The following is a 13,372-nucleotide window of genomic DNA, read 5'->3' as shown; positions in this document are numbered from 1 at the left end:
GTGTTTCACGTGAATCTCTTGCCCGCATTGGCGCCCACTGTTTCACGTGAATCCCTCGCGACGAGGATGCGGCGTGTTTCACGTGAATCACTTCCCGATGCAAAAACCGGCAAACAGTTGGTCCAATACCGCTTCATTGTCCATAAGTCCGATCAGTCCGGCCAGAGTGTCGGCAGCCCGGCGCAAGTCTTCAGCGCAGAGTTCGGGCTGGTCGATCCGCTCCAATGCCGTTTCAACGCTGACGATCGCCCGCTCGAGCGCGTCTTTGTCGCGCAGATGGCTGACCAGGCTTGATTCACTCGCACCGAGGCGGCCTTCAATATGGCTTTCGATGCGCTTTAGCAAGGTTTCGATACCCTCTCCGCTGGTGACCGACAGCGACAGATCGACCACAAGGGCCCCCCGCCCGAGATCCGATTTGGTGCCCAGGCGCCAGACGGGAACGTCCATTTCAATGTCCGGTGCACTTACTGCGTCCGGAGCAAGCAGCCAGAGGACGAGATCGGCGCTTTCCATAGCCCTTTTTGCCCGTCTGATGCCTTCGCCTTCCGCCAGACTGTCTGTCTCGCGCAATCCGGCGGTATCGGTGAGCGTGATGAGCTGACCACCGAGATCGATGGCGACATCCTTGGTATCGCGCGTGGTACCCGCTTCGGCGGTGACGATCGCGACCTCGGAGCCGGCCAGGCGATTGAGCAGGCTCGATTTGCCGGCGTTGGGTGCGCCAGCCAGGACGATTCGGAAACCCTCCCGGACGATGCGGCCCCTGTCATAGCTCGCCAGTGCGTCGGCGAGCTTGCGGCCAAGCGCCTGCAAATCGGCGATAAAATGATGCGGTAGGGCGAATGGTACGTCGTCTTCGTCTGAAAAATCGAGACGCGCTTCGATCTCGGCTCGCGCGTCCAGCAACAACGCCCGCCAGATCATAACTTGATCGGCCAGACCGCCTTCCAGGCGCGAGAGGGCCTGACGTCGCTGGGATTCGGTTTCGGCCGCCAAGAGGTCACCAAGACCCTCAACGGCCGTAAGATCGAGCTTGCCGTTTTCAAAGGCGCGGCGGGTGAAATCGCCGGCCCCGGCCAATTCAAGGCCGCAACAGGTGGTCAGCGTGGACAGAATGGCCTTTACGCCGGCCGGTGAACCATGAACCTGAAGCTCGGCACAATCCTGCCCGGTGAAGGAATGAGGCCCGGGGAAAACGGCAACGAGGCCCTGGTCGAGGGCTTCCCCGGTTTCCGGATGGATCAGCGTCTTGCGTGCCAGAGTGCGGGACGCCGGCAGACTGCCGCACAGAGCCTCGACCGCCGCAAAGGTCTTTGGACCGGACAGCCTGATAATTGCAACGCCCGAAGGCAGGCTGCCGGTGGATAGCGCGGCAATGGTTGTGCTGGTCTGCATCAAAGTCATTCCGGGGTCAGAATGCAGCAAGGCCGCGCCGTGTCAACGCCACGCGCGGCCTCAAAAATGTAGCCGAAGCGGGTCGAAATCAGGTGTTCATCGACTCGAAGAACTCGGCATTTGTCTTGGTCTGCCGCAGCTTGTCGAGCAGGAATTCCATGGCATCGACGGTGCCCATCGGATTGAGGATCCGGCGCAGCACATACATCTTGCGCAAGATATCGGATTCGACCAGCAGTTCTTCCTTGCGGGTGCCCGACTTTGTAACGTCGATGGCCGGGAAGACGCGCTTGTCGGAAACCTTGCGGTCAAGCACGATTTCGGAGTTGCCGGTACCCTTGAACTCTTCAAAGATCACCTCGTCCATACGGCTGCCGGTGTCGATCAGCGCCGTCGAAATGATGGTCAGCGAGCCACCGTCCTCGATATTGCGCGCCGCACCGAAAAAGCGCTTGGGACGCTGAAGCGCATTGGCATCCACACCACCGGTCAAAACCTTCCCCGATGATGGAACGACGGTGTTGTAGGCACGGCCAAGGCGCGTGATCGAATCGAGGAGAATTACGACGTCGCGCTTGTGCTCGACAAGTCGCTTGGCCTTTTCGATAACCATTTCAGCAACTTGAACGTGGCGCGAAGCCGGCTCGTCAAAGGTCGAGGAAATCACTTCCCCCTTCACCGAGCGCTGCATGTCGGTCACTTCTTCGGGACGTTCGTCGATCAGAAGCACGATCAGATAGCATTCGGGATGATTGGTGGCGATCGATTGTGCAATATTTTGCAACAATACCGTTTTACCGGTACGCGGCGGAGCAACGATCAGGGCGCGCTGGCCCTTGCCGAGCGGTGCAACCAGATCGATGACGCGGGCCGAGCGATCCTTGGTTGTGGGATCGGCAAGTTCCATGTTCAGCCGCTCATCGGGATAGAGCGGGGTGAGGTTGTCGAAATTGATCTTGTGGCGGACCCGTTCGGGGTCCTCGAAATTGATTGTGTTGACCTTGAGCAGCGCAAAATAGCGCTCGCCTTCCTTGGGAGAGCGGATCTGGCCCTCGACCGTGTCGCCGGTGCGCAGCCCGAAACGGCGAATCTGGGAGGGGCTGACATAGATGTCGTCAGGACCGGGCAGATAATTGGCATCGGGAGAGCGCAGGAAGCCGAAACCATCGGGCAGGACCTCGACAACGCCTTCGCCGGTTATTTCCACATCGCGGGTCGCCAATTGCTTGAGGATGGCGAACATCAATTCCTGCTTGCGCAGTGTATTGGCATTTTCGACGTCGAGCTCTTCGGCAAAGGACTGCAACTCGGCCGGTGATTTGGCCTTGAGGTCCCTGAGCTTCATGAATTCCATGATCAGCCTTCTTAGGGGGATGGTCGGGATAAACTTAAAAAAGGAGGGAGAAGCGGGGCGGAGCAATTTGCCACCCATCTCACCGCGAACGGGTGAGTTGCCCGCTTCTCATAAACCATTCAGGGCGTCCATTGCAAGCAGAACCGGAACCTGACGGCCAAAGGGGCTAGAATGGCTTTACGATCACCATGATGACGATGACGATCATCATCACCGTGGGCACTTCGTTGATGGCGCGGAAGAATTTGGCCGGCCGCGCATTCTCGTCGCCGGCAAAGGCCCGCAGGTTTTTGCCCAGAAAGCCGTGAAAGCCGGAAAGTGCAAAAACGAAAGCCAGTTTGACCCAGATCCAGCCCATGGCGAAAATGCCCATGCCGTAAAGGTGGATCATCCACAGCCCGAACACCCAGGTGGCAATCATTGCCGGCGTCATGATGGCCCGGTAGAGCCGGCGTTCCATCACCTTGAAGGTTTCAGACTGGGCAGAACCTTTTTCGGCGTCGGCGTGATAGACGAACAGCCGCGGCAGATAGAGCATTCCCGCCATCCAGGCGATGACCGAAATCACGTGAAGCGCCTTGACCCATTCCAGCATCGTGCTCTCCCTTGATCATGCGCCTGCTTAGCGCCCGTGAACGACATCGACAAGGCGTGAAACATGTGCAATCGGGGTTTGCGGCACAATGCCATGGCCCAGATTGAAGATATGCGGCCGGTCGGAAAACGCCTCGATGATCGCGTTGGTGCGCTCTTCCATCTGCGCGCCGCCCGCAACCAGTCGCAGGGGATCGAGATTGCCCTGTACGGGCAACGTTTTGGGCAGGTTCGATGACGCGAAAGCCAGAGGCGTAGCAAAATCGAGCCCCAACACGCTCACCCCCGTCTTTTGCGCATATTCGGCAAGCATGCCTGCCGCGCCGCGCGGAAATCCGGTGATCGGAGCATCGGGAACAAAACTGCGCACCTTTTCGACGATCCGCCGGTTGGGTTCGATCACATGGGTGCGAAAGGCGTCTTCATCGAGGTTGAGCGCCCAGCTTTCAAAAAGCTGCACCATGTCCGCTCCGGCGCGAAACTGGGCGACAAGGTATTGGGCCGAAACCTCGACAAGAATATCGATCAGCGCGGCAAAGGCCTTCGGGTGGTGGAGCGCAAACAGGCGCGCCGCAGCCTGGTCGGGCGAGCCGCGGCCGCCGATCATGTAGGTCGCTACCGTCCAGGGGGCGCCACAGAACCCGATCAACGTCTTGTTTTCGCTCAGAGCCAGCTTGATCCGATCAATCGCTTCAAGGACCTTCTCGAGATTGTCCAGAGCCTTTTCCGGCCTGAGCGTTGCAATCGTGGTCTCGTCGATCGGATCGAGGATCGGTCCTTCGCCCGGCGCAAAGCGGACATCCTGGCCCAGTGCATGGGGGATCACCAGGATATCGGAAAAAAGGATCGCCGCATCAAGATCGAAGCGGCGTAACGGCTGGAGCGTGACTTCGGTGGCAAGAGCAGGCGAATAGCAAAGATCGAGAAAGCTTCCGGCCTTTTCGCGCACCTCTCGATATTCGGGAAGGTAGCGTCCCGCCTGGCGCATGATCCAGACAGGGGGGCGGTTTTGCCGAATCCCATGCGCTGCATCGAGAAGCGGCTTTCCGCTTGGAATTTTGGGTAAGGGAGACTGCAATTGCCTGAACTCTTCGGTCTGTAAGGAATCTATCTTTAAGAGTCTTCTTCTTCTTTATAGCTGTGTTTTGCACCAATTGTTTCGAGCCCACAACCGGGCCCGTCCAAATCGGCTTGCGTCAGTTTCGCGCGGCAGAACGGGTGTGGACCCTGTCGGAAAAACGGGGACGAAAGATCAGGGCGCGCCGGTTTCGTTAACGTTTCGTTAAGAGATCGCCTGTGCACATCCTTAATGAAAGATTAACGTTGAGCCGGTGCCGCAGCGAACGGTTTTCCCCGGTCTTGTCCCCAGGGCCGCTGCGCTGTCCCCAGTTCACCAACTGTTAACCCAATATCGCCCTTTGGGGAAAACTCCGCCCCCGAACGGCCGGAACCCGAAATGGGCTTTAACTGTGAGAGCGCATGTGGAAAAGCTCGTTCCATCTTCAATCGCAAAAGCCCGGCCATGTTGATCCTTGCCTCCAAAAGCACAACGCGGAAAAGCCTTCTCGAGAACGCGGGCTTGCGGTTTTCGGTGGCCAGCGCCGGGGTCGATGAGCGTGAAATCGAACAGGCGGCCTTGACCAGCGGCGAGAATCGCGCCGGCCTTGCATCTCTTTTGGCACAGGCCAAGGCGCTTGCCGTTAGCGCCATGACACCCCAGGCGCTTGTAATCGGGGCCGATCAGACGATTGCTTTCCAGCACCAGGGCCTCCACAAGCCGCTTGACCGCCAAGATGCCGCCGAGCGGCTGATGGCCATGGCGGGCAAGTCCCATCAGCTCCATTCGGGTGTTGCGCTGGCCCGCGGGGGAAAAATCGTCTGGAGCGCTGTCGAAACCGCGGTGCTGACCTTTAAGCCCTTTACCCGAAAAACCGTTGATCGCGTGCTCGATCTCGAGGGCGAGGCAATTTTTGATTCGGTCGCTGCCTATAGGCTCGAAGGGCCCTCAATCCGCCTGTTCGAGCGCATCGAGGGTGATTATTTCACCATTCTGGGCCTGCCGCTTCTGCCGCTTCTGGCAGCGCTCGAACAGCATGCGCCGGAAAGCTTTGAGCCGGGATCATGAAAAAAGCCTTTGTCATCGGTCACCCCATCGCCCATTCCCAATCCCCTCTGATCCATCAGAGCTGGATTGCCGAGCATGGGCTCGAGGCCAGCTATGAAGCGATCGAAATTGCGCCGTCCGATCTTGCCGGCTTGGTAGCCCGGCTGCGCGGGGGTGAATTCGTGGGCGGCAATGTCACCATCCCCCACAAGGAAGCGGTGATGGGGCTGATCGATGAGGTCGATCCGCTGGCCAGACGGATCGGTGCGGTTAATACCCTGGTGGCCGACAACGGCAAGATCTGGGGAACGAACACCGATTATATAGGGTTTCTCGCCAATCTCGATGCCCAGGCATCGGGCTGGGACGAGGCGCTTGGATCGGCGGTGGTGATCGGGGCCGGCGGCGCATCGCGGGCCATCCTGGCCGCCCTGGTCGACCGCGGCGTGCCGCGTATAGAGCTCATCAACCGCACATTGGGCCGGGCCCAGGCGCTGGCAGACGAATTCGGCCCGACGATCGTTCCGGGGCCTCTTTCTGAGATCGGCTCGCGAATGGCGGGAGCGGGGCTGCTCGTCAACACGAGCGCGGTCGGCATGAAGGGCACACAGTTCAATGGGCTCGATCTGTCGCCTCTGGCGCAGGGGGCGGTGGTCACAGATATCGTTTATACACCGCTCATTACCCCCCTTTTGGCCCAGGCTCGGGCCGAGGGGTTTGCCAGCGTCGATGGGCTGGGTATGCTGCTCCATCAGGCGGTTCCGGGGTTTCGCGCGTGGTTCGGCGTTGCGCCGGCCGTAACCGAAACGCTCAGAAACCGTGTTCTGGCCGCACTCGGGCAGTAAGAGAGAAGTTTTCGAGGGAAAAATGCTGCGCGTTGTGGTCACCGGTTCCATCGCCACGGGGAAATCGACAGTGCTTGCCCGCTTTGGCGAGCGGGGTTTTCCAACCTATTCGGCAGACCAGGCCGTCCACGAACTTTACGCAGGACAGGCCGCAGCGCTGGTCGAGACGCTGTTCCCCGGCACCGTGCGCGACGGCATGGTGGATCGCAAAGCGCTCAGCGCCGCGATTGCGGCAGAACCCCACCGGATTTCCGAACTCGAGGAAGTCATCCACCCGATGGTGCGCGAAAAGGCGCTTGAATTCATGGACGAGGTTGAAGCGGCAGGCCATGATCTGGCCGTCATCGAAATCCCGCTGTTTTTTGAAACCGGCGTCAAATATTCCATCGACAAGGTCGTGACCATCCATTGTGATCCCCAGATCCAGCGCCAGCGAGTGCTTGCCCGCCCGGGCATGAGCAGCGAAAAGCTCGATCTCATCCTCTCGCGCCAACTCAGCCAGGACGAAAAACGGGCAAGGGCCGATTACGCCATCGATACCTCGGGAACCATGGACGACACCATCGCGCGCAGCGATGCCGTCATCGACGCCCTGCTTGAAGAGGTCCGGGCATGAGCCTTTTGCGCGAAATCGTCCTCGACACCGAAACCACCGGCCTTTCGGCGGCCAATGGCGACAGGCTGGTGGAAATCGGCTGCGTCGAGCTGATCAACCACGTTCCGACCGGCCGTCACTACCATGTCTATATCAATCCCGAGCGCGACATGCCCGAAGAGGCGTTTCGCGTGCACGGGCTGTCCGAAGACTTCCTGCGCGACAAGCCCAAATTCGCCGAGGTGGCGCAGGCCTTTGCCGACTTTGTCGGCGAAGACACCCTCATCATCCACAATGCGCCCTTTGACATGGGGTTCTTGAACGCCGAGCTCGAAGCGGCCGGCCGCGGGCGCCTTGCCAATGAAGTCATCGACACGGTGATGCTGGCCAGAAAGATTCACCCCGGCGCCCGCGTCAGCCTCGATGCCCTGTGCAAGCATTACGGCATCGACAATTCACGCCGCAGCTTGCACGGCGCGCTGCTCGACAGCGAGATCCTGGCCGAAGTCTATCTCGAGCTGATCGGTGGCCGGCAGGTGGCGCTTGCCCTGTCCGCTGAGGCCGAAACCTCGATACGGGGGGCGGGAACCCGTCCGCCGGCCCGCCAGCGCCCCACGCCCCTGCCTGCGCGCCTGACGGCGCCAGAAAAGCTGGCACATGCGGCCTTTATCGCTCAGATGGGGGACAGCGCCGTGTGGCTCAAATACGAAACGCTGGACGTCGAGGTCGAATAGGCCTGGCTTTTTTGCCGGCCGGAAACAAAAAAGCCCCGGTTTTCCCGGGGCTTTCGCATCTGTGCGGTTGAAACCGCTCAGTTGACGGTCGGCTTGACCTCGGTGGCGTCGGCTGTGCCCTCGGTCTTGTTCTTGTCGGCTGCCGCTGCCAGATTGCGGCGGTAAAGCGCAAGAAAATCGACAGGCTCGAGCAACAGCGGCGGAAAGCCGCCCGCCTGGATCGTCGAGGCCAGAACCTGACGCGCGAACGGGAAGATCAGCCGCGGCGCTTCGACCATCAAAAGCGCGCCGAGCTGGTTTTCCGGTATGTTGCGGGTGCGGAACAGGCCGCCATAGACCAACTCGACCGCATAGAGCACAGTGCCCTCGCGTTCGGTCTTGACGTTGAGCCCGATTTCGACGGCATAAACGTCATCGCCCTGCTTTTTGACCTGAACGTTGATGTTGACGTTGGAACCGGGATTGACCTGTCCAGGCACGAGCGAAGCCGGTGCATTGGGATTCTCAAAGCTCAGGTCGCGCACATACTGTCCCACGATACCAAAAGCGGGGGCAGTTCCTTCCGGCCCGGCGGCGGCGGCCGCATCGTTGTTTGTGTTGTCGTCAGCCATTGGCCAATATGTCCCTATCTCCGGTTCGCCAGAGCGGCCCGGCAAGGACCGCAAATTTGCCGTTTGGCTAGCACTTTTGTGGCCGGCTCACAAGGTTTGGCGCACAGACGCGCAAAATCGGCTGGAGCGTGTCAGGATCTGATTGAATCAAGTCCCCGGCTCCAAACCTTTGATTTCTCGCGTGTCCGAGCCGCAAACCCGGTTCCGTTCTGCTCGACCCGCATTAGCGGTAATCGTCATTGTCGAGGTCGATCGATTTATGGGCCGGACCGGGCTGGGAGGGCCGATAGGTGGTGACCACCACCATGTTCCGGCTCATCTGTCCGTAAAGCCAGTGCCGCACCGGCGGGATGAGCAGCGCAAAGCCGATGGCATCGGTGATGAAACCGGGGACCAGAAGAAACAGCCCCGCCACCGCGATCATCATCATCTCAGCAAACTGGCGCTGTGGCATCTCGCCCCGCGCCATCATGGCCCGGCTGTCGAGCACCATGCCCAGCCCCTGCCACCGGACGATCAGGACACCGGCTACGGCCGTTCCGACGATGGCGGCAAGGGTCGAGAGAATACCGATCTGCCCGCCGACCCAGATGAATCCGGCGATTTCGAGAAATGGCAGCAGCAAAATTCCAAGAAGTATGAAACGTCCCACGCCGAGCAAGCTCCCTGTGGTTTGTCGGGTTCGCCACCGTGCACCGATCGTGCCGGGCAAACCCTTCGATCACAATAATGCCACTGCAAACTGGTTTGCAGGGCGCGTTTGCATATATATAGGTCACGACAACCAGATTGCGAACCGCCCCGATCCCCCGCCAGTCAACTGGTGTTGCGGATCGGGCGGTGGACAGAACCTTTCATTTTGGAGCCAGAATTTCACTCATGGGCGAATTTCTCGACTTTCCCACCCTTATCGTCATCGTGGTGGCCATCGTAGTGCTCCTGCGTCTCCGCTCGGTTCTGGGCACCCGCACCGGCAATGAGCGTCCGCCCTCGACGCGCTACGAGTCGATATCGCGCACCAAGTCGGACAACGACGATACAGTGGTTCCGATGCCGCGGCGCAATCCCCAGGATGCCGAGGAGGCTGAAAGGGTCCAGCGCAAGCTCGAAGCCGAGATCGAAAAATTCGGATCCGGCAAGACCGAGATCGAAGAAGGGCTGCGCGCCATCGCGGCCGCCGATCCCGCCTTTTCACCCAAGCAGTTCCTCGAAGGCGCCAAATCGGCCTACGAAATGATCGTTTCGGCCTATGCGTCGGGTGACCGCAAGAATTTGAAGATGCTGCTCGACAAGGACGTCTATGACAGTTTCGACAGCGCCATCTCCGAACGCGAAGCAGCGGGTCATACTGTCGACTTTACCTTTGTGGGCCTTTCCAACATTGCGTTCGTCGAAGCCGAACTCGACAAGCGCAATGCGGTCGTTACCCTCAGGATCGACGCCGAAGTGGTTTCGATCACCAAGGATCGCGAAGGCGAGATCGTCGAGGGCACGCCGGGCCAGGTCGTGGCGATCGCCGACGAATGGACCTTCATGCGCAACACAAGGTCGCGCGATCCCAACTGGAAGCTCGTCGCGACCAACGACCTCGACTAGGCCAAAAAGGCAGACCTGCCATGGCGCGCAAACCGCCCGGACCCCGCCCGAAAAAATCCGGGCCGGTGCGCGACTGGCACCTGTGGAATGCTGTGGGCAACACAGTCGACCCGCTGTTGCGGCGCAAGAGCACCGACCCCAAGGCCGTGCTCGAAGCGCTCGAAAATGCAGCCGAGGAGCCCGAAGCGGCCAGGCCCATCGACACCGCTCCGCGGTTCGCGCGTCCGCCCCTGCCCTCGGCCGGCCCGATGATCGCGGCGTCCAAGGTCCCGGCCTGGGAAAAATCGATCGAGCCCAATCTCAAGCGGCGGCTGGCGCGCGGGCACGAACCGATCGATGCAACCCTTGATCTGCACGGCATGACCCAGGATCAGGCGCGCGCGGCCCTTGAGCGCTTCATCCCTGCCCGCGCGGCGCGCGGCGACAGGACGGTACTTGTCATCACCGGCAAGGGAATCAAAAAGACCGGATATCTGCAGCTCGAGCAAAAGGGCGTGCTCCGCGAAATGGTGCCGCTCTGGCTCAATGCCAAAGAGCTTGCCCCCATGGTTGCCGGGATCGATCCCGCCCACCAGAGCCATGGCGGAGGCGGCGCGCTTTATGTCCGGCTCAAACGCAAGAGGCAGATGTGACCCCGCTGGGAGCCAAATTGCGCAAGCTGCGCGCTGATCGCGGCATCGCGCTCAAGGACATGGCCAAAGCCCTCAATGTGTCGAGCGCCTATCTTTCGGCCCTCGAACACGGCAAGCGCGGCAAGCCCACCTGGTTTCTGGTGCAGCGCATGATCGCCTATTTCAACGTGATCTGGGACGAGGCCGAGGAAATCCAGCGCCTGGCGGAAATCTCCGACCCCAAAATGGCCATCGATACCGCCGGCATGGTGCCCGAGGCGACCGAATTGACAAATGTTCTGGGCCGCGAGATTGCCAAGCTCTCGCCCGAAGACTGCAGGAGCATCCGAGACGAGGTCATGCGCCGGGCGGTCAAGACAAAGCCGTGACCACCCGGCATGCTTTAGAGCGTGTCCAGCAAAAGTGGAAACGGTTTTGCGGTTCGGACACGCGACAAAACAAAGGCTTAGAGCCAAGGATTTGATTCAATCAAATCCTTGGCTCTAGAGAATATACCGGCTCAGATCGGTATCGCCGGCCATCTTGCCCACGGTCTCGCGCACACGTTCGCCGTCGATGGTCAGCGTGGTTCCGGACTTGTCGGGGGCTTCAAACGAGATGTCCTCGACCAGCTTTTCCAGCACCGTCTGCAAACGCCGGGCGCCGATGTTTTCGATGGTCGAATTGACCGAGACCGCGATGCTGGCCACTTCCTCGATGGCGTCGGGGGTAAATTCGAGCGTCACCCCTTCAGTGCCCATCAGCGCCACATATTGCCGGATCAGCGAATATTCGGTGTCCGAGAGGATCTTGATGAAATCCTCGCGCGTCAGGGCCCGCAACTCCACCCGGATGGGCAGGCGGCCCTGAAGTTCGGGCAGAAGATCGGACGGCTTTGAAACGTGGAAGGCGCCCGAGGCGATGAACAGGATATGGTCGGTGTTGACCGGACCGTATTTGGTCGAAACCGTGGTGCCTTCGATCAGCGGCAACAGATCGCGCTGCACGCCTTCCCGGCTCGGCCCACCGGTCACTCCGCCTTCCTTGGCGGCCACCTTGTCGATCTCGTCGATAAAGACGATGCCGTGATTTTCCACCAGCTCGATGGCCTCGGCATTGATCTTGTCCTGATCAAGCAGCTTGTCGGCCTCCTGATTGATGAGGATTTCGTAGCTGTCCTTGACCTTGACGCTGCGCTTCTGGGTCTTGCCGCCGAACGCCTTGCCGAACATGTCGGACAGGTTGATCATCCCCGCCCCGGCACCCGGCATGCCGGGAATATCGAACATCGGCATGCCCGAAGTTGCGGGTACCTCGATCTCGATTTCCTTGTCGTCAAGTTCGTTGTCGCGCAGTTTTTTGCGGAATGCCTCGCGGGTCGAGGGCGTCGCCGACTGCCCCACCAGCGCGTCGATCACCCGCTCCTCGGCGTTGAGATGAGCCTTGGCCTTCACTTCGGCCCGCTTGCGGTCCTTGAGGATCACGATGCCGGCTTCGACAAGATCGCGGATCATCTGCTCGACGTCGCGGCCCACATAGCCAACCTCGGTGAACTTGGTGGCTTCGACCTTGACGAAGGGCGCCTGGGCCAGCCGGGCGAGGCGACGTGAAATTTCGGTCTTGCCCACGCCGGTCGGCCCGATCATCAGGATGTTCTTGGGGGAAACCTCGCGGCGGATATCCTCGGGCAATTGCTGACGGCGCCAGCGGTTGCGCAGCGCAATGGCCACGGCGCGCTTGGCGTCGGACTGCCCGACGATGTAGCGGTCAAGCTCGGAAACGATCTCGCGGGGGGAAAAACTTCTGTCAGTCATTATCTGTCTTCTTTGTCCAGAAACCGCACCATCAGGTGCTCGTCGATGAAACGCCCATCGACATTGAGGGCGCGCGGCTCGGTGCCATAGGTCTGGAAACCGAGCCGATGATAGAGTTTGAGGGCGGCGCAATTGTCCACGGCGACGCCGAGATGAACCTGCCGGGCCTTGGTTTTCGCACGGGCGATGACGGTGTCCATCAGTGCGACCGCCAGCCCGGCCCTCCGGTATTGGGGGAGAACGTAAACGCCGAATATCGTTCCGATATGGCTGGTCTTGTCCCGGTCGGAAACGAACAATCCCGCCATCCCTACCGGTCGATCGTCTTCGAACGCCACAAAGATCGCCGCGTCGCGCGTGCCTTGCGCATACCAGTCGAGCGGGCGATCCCGCTCGGTCTGGACGTCCGATGCAAACGATGCCGGATCGCCCTCCAGCGCGATCAGCCTGATCGTCCGATAGGCCTCGGCCTCATCAGGTCCAATCTGGCGGATCGAAAGGCTCAAGATTCGAGCTCGATCGTTTCAACGGTCACATCGGCATTGGTGTAAACGCAGATGTCGGCGGCGATCGCCATCGATCTGCGGGCGATATCTTCGGCACTCTTGTCGCTGTCGATGAGCGCCCGCGCTGCCGAAAGGGCATAATTGCCTCCCGAGCCGATGGCCGCGATCCCGTCCTCGGGGGACAGAACGTCACCGGTCCCCGTCAGGATCAGCGAATCGGACTTGTCGACCACGATCATCATGGCTTCGAGCCGGCGCAGATACCGATCGGTGCGCCAGTCCTTGGCCAGCTCCACGCAGGCGCGCATCAACTGGCCGGGATACTGTTCGAGCTTGGCTTCGAGCCGCTCGGAAAGTGTGAAGGCGTCGGCGGTTGCGCCGGCAAATCCGGCGATCACCGAGCCGCCTGCCAGCCGACGGACCTTCCTGGCGGAATGTTTCATGACGGTCTGGCCGAGTGAGACCTGCCCGTCACCCGCCACCACGACCTGATTGCCCTTGCGTACTGAAACGATTGTCGTCATTTGAAACTCAAATGCCTTTCACATTAAAACGCGTGTTGGCCTTTATTTAGGACTGGCTGGGCTAAATGCAATGCGAGGGCACCATG

At 60.2% G+C, this 13,372-nt stretch carries 16 protein-coding genes; 7 read left to right on the top strand and 9 right to left on the bottom strand.

Going from position 1 to position 13,372, the window contains the following annotated elements; genetic code table 11:
* Positions 1-87: 87 nt before the first annotated feature.
* The 4 genes from mnmE to hemE form a co-directional block, all read right to left on the bottom strand.
* Positions 88-1,398 carry a tRNA uridine-5-carboxymethylaminomethyl(34) synthesis GTPase MnmE gene (mnmE, locus tag V6617_RS00445; protein WP_338608404.1) on the bottom strand — a complete coding sequence of 437 codons (1,311 nt, stop codon included), beginning with the start codon at positions 1,396-1,398 and terminating at the stop codon, positions 88-90.
* Positions 1,399-1,486: 88 nt separating this feature from the next.
* Positions 1,487-2,752: a transcription termination factor Rho gene (gene rho / locus V6617_RS00440; protein WP_338608403.1), complete on the bottom strand. Its 1,266-nt coding sequence runs from the start codon at positions 2,750-2,752 to the stop codon at positions 1,487-1,489.
* 166 nt (positions 2,753-2,918) lie between these two features.
* A complete protein-coding gene (gene hemJ / locus V6617_RS00435) occupies positions 2,919-3,347 on the bottom strand; it encodes a protoporphyrinogen oxidase HemJ (protein ID WP_338608402.1) in 429 nt (142 codons plus the stop codon).
* Between the two features lie 27 nt (positions 3,348-3,374).
* Complete coding sequence (hemE, locus tag V6617_RS00430; RefSeq protein WP_338610774.1) at positions 3,375-4,364, bottom strand: uroporphyrinogen decarboxylase; 990 nt, start codon at positions 4,362-4,364, stop codon at positions 3,375-3,377.
* A 504-nt stretch (positions 4,365-4,868) separates the two neighbouring features.
* On the opposite strand from hemE, the gene V6617_RS00425 reads away from it, so the two are divergent.
* Genes V6617_RS00425 through dnaQ form a run of 4 tightly spaced genes read left to right on the top strand, consistent with a single transcriptional unit; the run spans position 4,869 to position 7,624 of the window.
* The gene (locus V6617_RS00425) at positions 4,869-5,471 is read left to right on the top strand and encodes a Maf family protein (protein WP_338608401.1); all 603 of its coding nucleotides are present in this window, start codon (positions 4,869-4,871) and stop codon (positions 5,469-5,471) included.
* On the top strand, positions 5,468-6,295 hold the full coding sequence (locus tag V6617_RS00420; RefSeq protein ID WP_338608400.1) for a shikimate dehydrogenase: 828 nt from the start codon (positions 5,468-5,470) through the stop codon (positions 6,293-6,295). The genes V6617_RS00425 and V6617_RS00420 overlap by 4 nt, the downstream gene beginning before the upstream one ends.
* 22 nt (positions 6,296-6,317) lie before the next feature.
* Positions 6,318-6,911, top strand: coding sequence for a dephospho-CoA kinase (gene coaE / locus V6617_RS00415; RefSeq protein ID WP_338608399.1), 594 nt, complete (start codon positions 6,318-6,320; stop codon positions 6,909-6,911).
* Between the two features lie 5 nt (positions 6,912-6,916).
* On the top strand, positions 6,917-7,624 hold the full coding sequence (gene dnaQ / locus V6617_RS00410; protein ID WP_338610773.1) for a DNA polymerase III subunit epsilon: 708 nt from the start codon (positions 6,917-6,919) through the stop codon (positions 7,622-7,624).
* A 77-nt stretch (positions 7,625-7,701) separates the two neighbouring features.
* Here dnaQ and secB read toward each other — a convergent pair whose 3' ends face one another.
* Positions 7,702-8,235 carry a protein-export chaperone SecB gene (gene secB, locus V6617_RS00405; RefSeq protein ID WP_338608398.1) on the bottom strand — a complete coding sequence of 178 codons (534 nt, stop codon included), beginning with the start codon at positions 8,233-8,235 and terminating at the stop codon, positions 7,702-7,704.
* Between the two features lie 223 nt (positions 8,236-8,458).
* Positions 8,459-8,887 carry an FxsA family protein gene (locus V6617_RS00400; RefSeq protein WP_338608397.1) on the bottom strand — a complete coding sequence of 143 codons (429 nt, stop codon included), beginning with the start codon at positions 8,885-8,887 and terminating at the stop codon, positions 8,459-8,461.
* A gap of 227 nt (positions 8,888-9,114) precedes the next feature.
* Here V6617_RS00400 and V6617_RS00395 point away from each other — a divergent pair, with 227 nt between their 5' ends.
* The 3 genes from V6617_RS00395 to V6617_RS00385 are packed head-to-tail and all read left to right on the top strand — an operon-like array spanning position 9,115 to position 10,831.
* Positions 9,115-9,831 carry a Tim44/TimA family putative adaptor protein gene (locus tag V6617_RS00395; protein ID WP_338608396.1) on the top strand — a complete coding sequence of 239 codons (717 nt, stop codon included), beginning with the start codon at positions 9,115-9,117 and terminating at the stop codon, positions 9,829-9,831.
* 20 nt (positions 9,832-9,851) lie between these two features.
* The gene (locus tag V6617_RS00390) at positions 9,852-10,463 is read left to right on the top strand and encodes a Smr/MutS family protein (RefSeq protein ID WP_338608395.1); all 612 of its coding nucleotides are present in this window, start codon (positions 9,852-9,854) and stop codon (positions 10,461-10,463) included.
* Entirely contained in the window at positions 10,460-10,831 is a 372-nt protein-coding gene (locus tag V6617_RS00385; protein ID WP_338608394.1) for a helix-turn-helix transcriptional regulator, read from the top strand. The genes V6617_RS00390 and V6617_RS00385 overlap by 4 nt, the downstream gene beginning before the upstream one ends.
* Positions 10,832-10,945: 114 nt before the next feature.
* Here the strand turns inward: V6617_RS00385 and hslU are convergent, their stop codons facing one another.
* From hslU to hslV, 3 genes are read right to left on the bottom strand one after another with little or no spacing between them, the layout of a single operon-like run.
* A complete protein-coding gene (gene hslU, locus V6617_RS00380; protein ID WP_338608392.1) occupies positions 10,946-12,256 on the bottom strand; it encodes an ATP-dependent protease ATPase subunit HslU in 1,311 nt (436 codons plus the stop codon).
* Positions 12,256-12,762 carry a GNAT family N-acetyltransferase gene (locus V6617_RS00375; protein ID WP_338608391.1) on the bottom strand — a complete coding sequence of 169 codons (507 nt, stop codon included), beginning with the start codon at positions 12,760-12,762 and terminating at the stop codon, positions 12,256-12,258. Before V6617_RS00375 ends, hslU begins: the two co-directional genes overlap by 1 nt.
* Positions 12,759-13,286, bottom strand: a complete 528-nt coding sequence (hslV, locus tag V6617_RS00370) for an ATP-dependent protease subunit HslV (RefSeq protein ID WP_338608390.1) — start codon at positions 13,284-13,286, stop codon at positions 12,759-12,761. The genes V6617_RS00375 and hslV overlap by 4 nt, the downstream gene beginning before the upstream one ends.
* Between the last annotated feature and the right edge of the window lie 86 nt (positions 13,287-13,372).

It is taken from the genome of Pelagibacterium nitratireducens (genome assembly GCF_037044555.1).
GTDB lineage: Bacteria > Pseudomonadota > Alphaproteobacteria > Rhizobiales > Devosiaceae > Pelagibacterium > Pelagibacterium nitratireducens.
This window is presented reverse-complemented; position numbering and strand designations above follow the sequence as displayed.